This is a genomic window from uncultured Lactobacillus sp. (genome assembly GCF_902491705.1).
Classification (GTDB): domain Bacteria; phylum Bacillota; class Bacilli; order Lactobacillales; family Lactobacillaceae; genus Lactobacillus.
In genome coordinates this window covers 1-9,326 of sequence record NZ_CABUIW010000070.1, presented here as the reverse complement: position 1 = coordinate 9,326, position 9,326 = coordinate 1, and the positions used below count along the sequence as shown (strand labels likewise).

General features: G+C 36.0%; 7 protein-coding genes and 6 tRNA genes. All 13 read left to right on the top strand.

The window, feature by feature from the left end; all coding sequences use genetic code 11:
• Positions 1–82 (top strand) — tRNA-Tyr (locus tag RDN22_RS10245).
• 4 nt (positions 83–86) lie between these two features.
• Positions 87–157 (top strand) — tRNA-Trp (locus tag RDN22_RS10240).
• A gap of 13 nt (positions 158–170) precedes the next feature.
• Positions 171–243: transfer RNA gene (locus tag RDN22_RS10235), tRNA-His, on the top strand.
• Positions 244–250: 7 nt separating this feature from the next.
• Positions 251–322, top strand: a tRNA-Gln gene (locus RDN22_RS10230).
• Positions 323–345: 23 nt separating this feature from the next.
• A tRNA-Cys gene (locus tag RDN22_RS10225) sits at positions 346–416 on the top strand.
• Between the two features lie 40 nt (positions 417–456).
• A tRNA-Leu gene (locus RDN22_RS10220) sits at positions 457–541 on the top strand.
• Between the two features lie 121 nt (positions 542–662).
• The gene (locus RDN22_RS10215; protein ID WP_308557985.1) at positions 663–1,826 is read left to right on the top strand and encodes a glycosyltransferase family 4 protein; all 1,164 of its coding nucleotides are present in this window, start codon (positions 663–665) and stop codon (positions 1,824–1,826) included.
• 13 nt (positions 1,827–1,839) lie between these two features.
• Positions 1,840–2,883, top strand: a complete 1,044-nt coding sequence (locus RDN22_RS10210; RefSeq protein WP_308557983.1) for a glycosyltransferase family 4 protein — start codon at positions 1,840–1,842, stop codon at positions 2,881–2,883.
• Entirely contained in the window at positions 2,883–3,908 is a 1,026-nt protein-coding gene (locus RDN22_RS10205) for a lysylphosphatidylglycerol synthase transmembrane domain-containing protein (RefSeq protein ID WP_308557982.1), read from the top strand. The genes RDN22_RS10210 and RDN22_RS10205 overlap by 1 nt, the downstream gene beginning before the upstream one ends.
• 71 nt (positions 3,909–3,979) lie before the next feature.
• Positions 3,980–6,040 carry an LTA synthase family protein gene (locus RDN22_RS10200; protein WP_308557980.1) on the top strand — a complete coding sequence of 687 codons (2,061 nt, stop codon included), beginning with the start codon at positions 3,980–3,982 and terminating at the stop codon, positions 6,038–6,040.
• Positions 6,041–6,107: 67 nt separating this feature from the next.
• On the top strand, positions 6,108–6,341 hold the full coding sequence (gene secG, locus RDN22_RS10195) for a preprotein translocase subunit SecG (protein WP_013437272.1): 234 nt from the start codon (positions 6,108–6,110) through the stop codon (positions 6,339–6,341).
• A gap of 76 nt (positions 6,342–6,417) precedes the next feature.
• Positions 6,418–8,757, top strand: a complete 2,340-nt coding sequence (rnr, locus tag RDN22_RS10190) for a ribonuclease R (RefSeq protein ID WP_308557979.1) — start codon at positions 6,418–6,420, stop codon at positions 8,755–8,757.
• A gap of 12 nt (positions 8,758–8,769) precedes the next feature.
• Complete coding sequence (gene smpB, locus RDN22_RS10185) at positions 8,770–9,228, top strand: SsrA-binding protein SmpB (protein ID WP_308557977.1); 459 nt, start codon at positions 8,770–8,772, stop codon at positions 9,226–9,228.
• Positions 9,229–9,326: the final 98 nt, after the last annotated feature.

Sequence of the window (9,326 nt, the reverse complement as noted above, 5' to 3'; positions counted from 1 at the left end):
GGAGGAGTAGCGAAGTGGCTAAACGCGGCGGTCTGTAAAACCGCTCTCTCTGAGTTCGGCGGTTCGAATCCACCCTCCTCCATAATAGGGATATCGTATAAAGGTAGTACATCGGTCTCCAAAACCGCTAGTGTGGGTTCAATTCCTACTATCCCTGTTTAACCTTCATGGCGGAATTGGTGAAGGGGTTAACACACCGGTTTGTGGATCCGGCATGCGTGGGTTCGAATCCCACATTCCGCCCTAGTATTGGGATATAGCCAAGTGGTAAGGCATTAGACTTTGACTCTAACATGCGCTGGTTCGAATCCAGCTATCCCAATTCTAAATAATTTGATAACTTATGGCGGTGTAGCCAAGTGGTAAGGCAGAGGTCTGCAAAACCTTAATCGTCGGTTCGAGTCCGACCTCCGCCTTATCAACTGAATAAGTTGATTATTTAAAATTTAATATTATGGCGGTGTGGCGGAATTGGCAGACGCGTCAGACTCAAAATCTGGTGTCCATTACGGACGTATCGGTTCGACCCCGATCACCGCTATCTTTTATAAGCGATCCATTAAGTTGGATCGCTTTTTTTGTTAAGATATGTTATTAATTTAGTATTTAAAATTGCACATGGTTTGAGTAATCTTTATAATGCTAACTATGGAGGTATTTAAATGAATATTGGTCTTTATACCGATACATATTTTCCCCAGATAAGTGGCGTGGCTACTTCAATCAAAACGCTAAAAGACGCGCTTGAAAGACAGGGGCATAATGTATTTATTTTTACCACGACAGATCCAAATGTAAAAAAAGGGACAGTGGAGCCCAATGTCTTTCGCTTTAGTAGTATACCTTTTGTTTCTTTTACCGATAGAAGAATAGCATTTAGAGGTTTATTCGAAGCAACCAAGGTAGCTAAGGAAGTAAACTTAGATATTGTTCATACGCAAACTGAATTTGCATTAGGGACTATTGGAAAATATGTAGCTCACCAATTAGATATTCCTGCTATTCATACGTACCACACAATGTATGAAGACTACTTGCATTATATTCTTAATGGTCACTTGCTTCGGCCATATCATGTTAAGCAATTTGTAAAAAGTTATCTGAAAAATATGGATGGCTGTATTGCTCCTAGTGGTCGAGTAGAGGATTTGTTGCACCGTTATGGCGTTCAAATTCCTATCAGAGTTATTCCTACTGGTGTAGATATTCAAGGCATAAACTGTGATGCAAGACGTGATGTGCGAAAAGAATTAGGTATTGACGAAGACGTACCAGTAATCTTGACATTGAGTAGAATCGCAGCAGAAAAAAAGATAAACCATATTTTAAATGTACTGCCAGATATCATTGAGGAATTTCCAAATGTTAAGTTCGTTATTGCCGGTGACGGCCCAGATATTGATGTTTTAAAAGATCAAGTAGAACGTTTAACCTTGGAAGATTACGTAATTTTTGCCGGAAATGTAGAACATGGCGATGTTGGCAATTATTATCGTATGGCTGATTTGTTTGTTTCAGCTAGTGATACAGAAACTCAAGGGCTTACTTATATTGAAGCTTTAGCCGCTGGTACACCATGTGTAGTTTATGATACCGACTATACAGAAAATATTTTTGATAAAGAAATTTTCGGTCGTACTTTTACTACACAAAAAGAAATGTTAGAAGAAATTATTGACTTGCTTAAAAAAGGGCGGAGAAAAATTCCTCAGGAAGTTTTACAAAATAAATTACAAAAAATTTCCTCTGATCAATTTGCGACAGATGTGTATAACTTTTATCAATATGCAATTGATCATTATCAGCCTAAGCATGAAGAATTGTAAAAAGAGGATATAGATGATCAGAATTAATATGTTCTCACAAGCAGATTCAGTTAAGGGCCAAGGAGTTGGCTCTGCATATAATGAATTGATTAAATTGCTGAGAACGCGTTTAGTAGATGAATTTTATGTAACGATTAATAAATATGGCAACAGTGATTTGACACACTACCATACGATCAATCCAACGTATTACGCCAATAGTTTTTTACCATCTCGTGGTAGAAAAATTGGTTATGTCCATTTCTTGCCTGATACGCTTGAAGGTTCAATTAAGTTGCCAGGTGTTACTAAAAAAGTCTTTTACAATTATGTGATCGATTTTTATCAACGGATGGATCAAATTGTGGTAGTTAATCCAATTTTTATCGATAAATTAGTTGATTACGGAATTGATCGCGATAAAGTAAAATACATTCCTAACTTTGTTTCTAAGGAAGAATTTTATGAAGAATCGCTTGCAAGCAAAAATGCTTTTCGTCATGAGTTAGGTATTCCATTAGATAAATTTGTTGTTTTTGGTGATGGTCAAGTCCAAGAGCGTAAAGGAATTGATGACTTTGTCAAAATGGCAAAAGCAAATCCTGACGTTCAATTTATCTGGGCAGGTGGCTTTTCATTTGGAAAGATCACTGATGGATATGAACATTACAAGCAAATGGTAGATAATCCACCTAAGAATTTAACTTTTGCCGGAATAGTTGATCGCAGTAAATTGGTCAAATACTTAAATATTGCTGATCTATTTGTATTGCCATCATATGATGAATTGTTCCCAATGTCTGTTCTAGAAGCCTTTAGTTGTGGCACGCCAGTTTTATTGCGTGATCTTGATTTGTATAAGGCTATTATTGATGGATACTACATGAGCGGTAAAGATTTTGGCGAAATGAATCAAATTTTGCAAAAAGTCGTAAAGAATCCGCAAATATTAAAGAAATATAGTGAATTATCTAATAAGGCTAGTCAAGAATATTCAGAAGAACGATTGGCTAGAATTTGGAACGAATTTTATCATGAGCAATACAAATTAGGTAAAGAGCTAGGTCAAATTCGCTAATGAATAAAAAACATTTATGGGGTGTTCTGATTGTTTTGGCAATCAGTGCCTTTGTGCTTTATACGGACTTAAAATCTACGCCATTATCTGAAATATTAGGAGCAGCTCATGGCCTTAATATTTGGGCATTGATAATGGTATTTGGCTTGATGCTTTTATCTTATGTTTGTGAAGCCGGAATTTTAGCGACTTTGGCACATCGAAAAGATGAGCCTAAAAGATCTGCTTGGTCTTTTTTACGAATTCCAATTATCCAAGCTCTATTTAATGCAATCACACCGATGTCAACTGGAGGCCAGCCTTCACAACTAGCAGCGATGATTCAGATGGGCATGGAAGGTGGACGGTCGACATCTATTTTGTTAATGAAATTCATCATTTATCAGATCGTCGTTTTTTTTGCCTATGTTTTTACAATTATTTTTGGCTTCCATACAGTAATGACGAAATTTGCCGGTTTAGCTATTTTTATTGCGATCGGTTTTCTAATTCATATTAGTTCAATCATTTTTTTACTCGCGATTATGTTTGCTTATCGCTTTACTAAAAAAGCGACTAATTGGTTGATGGACTTATTAGGCAAATTCATGAAAAAAGAACGTGTAGAAAAGTGGCGTGCAGCTACTTTAGAAAAAATTGATACTTTCTATGCAGAAAGCCAAAAGCTTAAAAAAGAGAAAAAGAAGCTAATAATTGCATCTGTTTTAACTATTTTGCAATTACTACTTTTCTACTCAATTCCTTTCATGGTATTAACAGCATTAAATGTTCCATGTTCATGGAGCAGTGTTACCCAGATGAACATCATGATTATCATGTTTATGGCTATTATTCCAATTCCTGGTGCTTCAGGTGGGGCTGAATATAGTTTTCAAACTTTGTTTTCTACATTTGTTTCATCGCATGGTGCTTTAATACTAGCAATGTTTATTTGGCGTTTGGCTACATACTTCTTCGGGATGATTTTGGGAATTTTAGGTTGGATTTTTAAGCCTAAAAAAATAAAAAGTACCGAAAGTGATTAATTTTTATTAAAAGCAATGTGTCTTGCTCAAATCCGTAGTAAGATAAAATACCGTAATGAGAGGAGAGAGCAATGGAACGTATCAAGTCTTTTTTTAAATGGCTAACGCAAACTAAACTTGGATTTTTTACGATTGTTTTAGTTTTATTTTGGCTGAAAACGTATTTTATCTATTTGACCAAGTTTAATTTAGGTGCAGTCGGTCCGATGCAACAATTCTTGCTCTTGATTAACCCAATTCCTTCAGGGATGCTCCTTTTAGGAATTGGATTATTCTTCAAGGGACGCAAGTCGTATTGGATTATCTTGATAATTGATTTCATATTAACGCTGTGGCTTTTTTCAAATATTCTATATTATCGTGAGTTCTCGAATTTTCTGTCGTTTTCAATTATTAAAACGTCAGGTTCGACATCGGATAATTTAGGAAAAAGTATTGCAGGAATAACTTTGGCAAGTGATTTCTTAGCTTTTGCGGATATTGCTATTGTTATTGCATTGTTAATTACCAAGGTTATCAGGATAGATATTCGTCCTTTAAGACTAAAAGTAAATCTTTTAATTGAGTTGCTGGCAGTCAGTTTAATGGGACTCAATTTATTGATGGCTCAAAAAGATCGTTCAGGTCTTTTAACAAGAACTTTTGATAATAACTATATTGTTAAATACTTGGGCATCAATGAATATGCCATTTATGATGGTTATAAAACCGCGCAAACTAGTGCACAGATGGCTAAGGCAAATGTTTCTGACTTGCGATCTGTTAAAAACTACTTGAAGGCTAATTATGTTAAACCCAATCCTGAATATACTGGTGTGGCTAAAGGTAAAAACGTCTTAATCATTCACCTTGAAAGTTTCCAGCAATTTTTGATTGGTTATAAATGGAAGGGCAAAGAAGTAACGCCTAACTTGAATAAGATCTATCATCAAAAAGACACTATTAGTTTTGATAATTTCTTTAATCAAGTAGGTCAAGGGAAGACATCTGACGCAGAAATGATGCTTGAAAATTCACTATATGGATTACAATCAGGTTCTGCTATGTCTACTTATGGTACTTCTAATACTTTTGAAAGTGCCCCAGCAATCTTGCACCAAGAAGCAGGTTATACTACTGCCGTAATGCACGGTGGTGCTGGATCATTTTGGAATAGAAATAACGCATATAAGTCATTTGGCTATCAATACTTTATGCCACTTTCCTTTTATCAAAATAAGCCAAGCTATTACATTGGCTATGGCTTAAAGGATAAAATCTTCTTTGATCAATCAATTAAGTATATTGAACGTTTGCCACAACCATTTTATTTAAAGATGATTACGGTAACGAACCACTATCCATATGATCTTGATAAGAAGAATCAGACTATTGATAAAACCAATACGGGGGATGAAACCGTAGATGGTTATGTGCAAACAGCGCATTATCTTGATCAAGCTATTGGTGAATTGATGCGGTGGATGAAGAAGACTGGCCTTGATAAGAATACTTTAGTTGTTTTGTATGGTGACCACTATGGAATTTCCGGTAACCACCATAAAGCCAGTGCAGAACTTCTTAAGAAGAAATCATTTAATGATTTTGACAATTTGCAATTCCAAAGAGTGCCATTAATGTTCCATATGAAGGGACTCAAAGGTGGTATTAACCATACTTATGGCGGTGAAATTGATGTTTTACCAACGCTGCTTAATTTGCTTGGCGTAAATGATAAAGGAACTATTCAATTTGGTTACGATTTGTTAAGTAAACATACTCCTCAAATCGTAGCTCAAAGAAATGGTGACTTTATTACGCCAGAGTATTCTAAAGTGGGCAGTGATTACTACGATACTAAGACAGGGGAAGAAATAAAACCTGATAAGAAACTGAAGACTAAGCTTACTGCAATTTCCAACCAGGTTACTACGCAATTGTCTTTGTCAGATCGTGTAATTAACGGTAATTTATTGCGATTCTATCGTCCAAAGTGGTTTACTAAGGTGCAGCCTAAAGATTATGATTATAACAAAGAGCCATCTTTGAAACGCTTGTTTAATGATCCAAGCAAGACATCTCTTTGGTATAAGAATCATAAAAAGACAACTCAGAAAGACTTTAAGACAGATGCTCCTGAGTTGAAAAAATAACTGCAAAAAGTAGCAATTTGTGGTAAAATTGATTAGTAAATCGTATGTGTGTATTGGAGGCAGCGCATTGTATAATTTAGTTATGACGCTACTAATCATTGTTTCAATCTTAATCGTTATTGCAACAATGATGCAGCCACAAAAACAACAAGATGCATTAAACGCCTTATCTGGCGGAGCCGTTTTTAGTGGTCAAACCAAAAAACGTGGTTTTGAAGCATTTATGGAAAAAGTAACCTCAGTTTTATTGGTATTCTTTTTCGTCTTTGCTATTATTCTAGCTTACATGTCTTCAAAATAAATTTTGTACCTCCCGATCAAATATGATGGGGAGGCTTTTTTTATATTAAATTAAATAAAGATCGGAGATTAATTACATGGCACAAAACGAAAAAATTTTGGCCGGTGTTTTAGAAATTTTTCGCCATAATCCACAAAAACAATTTCGTGTAGATCAAATTGAACGAGAAGCACGTCGTGATAGATTAGGTAATTTTACTGAATTAATTAAAGCTCTCTCTTTTTTAGAGCATGAAAAAAAGATTATTACAGATGGTAAAGGACAATATCAGTTAGCTCAAGAAAATACCATCGTTGAAGGAAGTTTTAGAGCTAACGATAAAGGCTTTGGCTTTGTAAAGCTTGATGATGAAGAAGCCGACGATGTCTTTATTGCAGCTGATTACACAAAGTATGCTGTTGATGGTGACCGCGTAAAGGTTAAGATCACAGCAGGTGGCAACCCATGGAATGGTAAGGGACCAGAAGGACAAATTGAAGAAATTCTTGAACGTGGTCTTGAAACTTTAGTTGGTGAATTCCACTCATTGACTGATGAACAAAGAAAAATTAGTCATTTTATCGGTTATGCTTTAAGCAACAATAAGAAATTACATAAGTACCGTGTTTACTTATCTGAAAATGGTTTAATTCCGCAAATGGGTGACATGGTTAAAGTCACTATTAAGGATTATCCTGATAAAGATAACCCAGAATCTATGACAGGTTCTGTTATCAAGATCATTGGTAATAAAAATGATCCCGGCGTTGATATTATGTCAATCGTTTCAGCACATGATGTTAGAACTGATTGGCCTGAAGATGCAATGGCACAAGCAAACGCTATTCCAGATCATGTTACTGATGAAGAGAAAGAGGGCAGAGTAGATATTACTGATCAACCTGCTGTAACTATTGACGGGGATGACTCTAAAGACTTCGACGATGCTGTAGTTTTATGGAAACTCCCTAACGGCAACTACCACCTAGGTGTACATATTGCAGATGTATCACACTATGTAACCGAAAATACACCTTTGAATGAAGAAGCTTTTGCTCGCGGTAACAGTACTTACTTGGTTGACCGAGTTATTCCAATGTTGCCATTTAGACTTTCAAATGGTATCTGTTCATTAAATGAAGGCGTAGAACGTCTTGTTTTATCCTGTGATATGGAAATTACGCCTGAAGGTAAGAGAGTAGGCTACAAGATTTATCCTGCTGTAATGCGCTCACATGGACGTATGACCTATAACAAGGTTAACAAGACTTTAAAGGGCGAAATGGATGGCTTGGAAGACAAGTATGTAAAATTGCGCCCAATGCTTGAAGAAATGGCTGATTTGCATGCTATTTTATACAAGCAACGTCATAAACGTGGTGCTATTGACTTTGAAGAGCCAGAAGCAAAAATTATCGTTGATGATCAAGGAAAGCCAACTGACATTGTTCTTCATGAACGTGGTACAGCTGAAAAGATGATCGAATCATTTATGTTAATGGCTAACGAAACTGTAGCAGAAGATTTCTTTAAAAAGCATGTACCATTCTTATACCGTGTTCACGAAACTCCAGATTCTGAAAGAATTAAGAACTTCTTTGAATTCTGTAGTGCATTTGGTTTAAACATTCATGCTGATCCAGATAATGTTAAGCCATTAGATTTGCAAAAAGTAGTATCTAAGACAACTGGTACACCTGAAGAAGCTGTTGTTCAAATGATGATGTTGCGCAGCTTGAAGCAAGCTAGATATTCTGAAGAAGCTTTAGGACACTTTGGCCTTGCTGCAAAATACTACACTCACTTTACTTCTCCAATTAGAAGATACTCTGACTTGATGGTACACAGAATGATTCATGCATATCAAGACAAGGGTACAGGCGAAGAAATTCAAAAGCACTTTGCTAGTTATTTGCCAGATGTTGCTGAACAAACTTCTACTCAAGAAAGACGCTCAATTGATACTGAACGTGAAGTAAATGATCTGAAGATGACTGAATACATGGCAGATCAAGTAGGTGAACACTTCGATGCCGTAGTATCTTCAGTTACTAGTTTTGGTATGTTCATCCAATTGCCTAACACTGTTGAAGGGTTAGTGCACATTTCTAACTTAACAGATGACTTCTACAGCTTTAACGAGAAATCTCTAACTTTAACTGGACGCGGAACACATAAACAATACAAGATAGGGATGCCAATCAAGGTTACCCTTATTAATGCTAATGTTGAACAGCATCAATTGGACTTTGAAGTTTATGATCCTAATGCACCTAAGAGAAAGCACAATGATAGAGGGATGAATAATCGTCGCCGCGGCAATAGAGGCTTCCACAATAATCATGGTCATCGCGGTGGTGGAAACTATAATAATCGTGGGGATCATAGAAGTCATAATCGCGGAAATAGAAAAAATCAAAGAAGTTTTAAGCATTAAGGAGTGACCTTAATGAAAAAAGAAAAAGATGAAAATCTAATTGCGCAAAATAAAAAAGCGCGCCATGATTATTTCATTAAAGAGACTTTTGAAGCTGGTATTGCTTTAACTGGGACAGAAATTAAATCTGTACGTGCTAGACGCATTAACTTACGTGACGGCTATGTCCAGATTATCAATGGCTCGGCTTTTTTAGAGAACGTGCATATTAGTGAATATAAGCAAGGCAATCGCTATAATCATGAACCGCTTAGAAGCCGCCGACTTCTTTTGCATAAAAAGGAAATTAATCGGTTAGCTAAAGCTCAAGCAGAACGTGGTATTGCCATTATTCCGTTAAAGGTTTATTTAAAGCACGGTTTTGCCAAAGTTTTAATTGGCGTAGGTCAAGGTAAAAAGGAATATGACAAGCGCCAAACAATTAAAGAAAGAGACCAAAAACGCGAAATTCGTCGCAAATATGGTATCTAAAAGGATTCACGATCAAAATGATCGTGAATTTTTTTTTGTTTTAAAAAAGAAATTCAAACTTTTTTGAAAAAATTTTAGACAAAAAAGAGGTGAAAAAT

What these genes read in the sequence shown, in the direction of transcription:
- RDN22_RS10215 (WP_308557985.1), top strand. Translation starts at nt 663, where the DNA reads ATGAATATTGGTCTTTATACCGATACATATTTTCCCCAGATAAGTGGC.
- RDN22_RS10200 (WP_308557980.1), top strand. Translation starts at nt 3,980, where the DNA reads ATGGAACGTATCAAGTCTTTTTTTAAATGGCTAACGCAAACTAAACTT.
- RDN22_RS10205 (WP_308557982.1), top strand. Translation starts at nt 2,883, where the DNA reads ATGAATAAAAAACATTTATGGGGTGTTCTGATTGTTTTGGCAATCAGT.
- RDN22_RS10210 (WP_308557983.1), top strand. Translation starts at nt 1,840, where the DNA reads ATGATCAGAATTAATATGTTCTCACAAGCAGATTCAGTTAAGGGCCAA.
- smpB (WP_308557977.1), top strand. Translation starts at nt 8,770, where the DNA reads ATGAAAAAAGAAAAAGATGAAAATCTAATTGCGCAAAATAAAAAAGCG.
- rnr (WP_308557979.1), top strand. Translation starts at nt 6,418, where the DNA reads ATGGCACAAAACGAAAAAATTTTGGCCGGTGTTTTAGAAATTTTTCGC.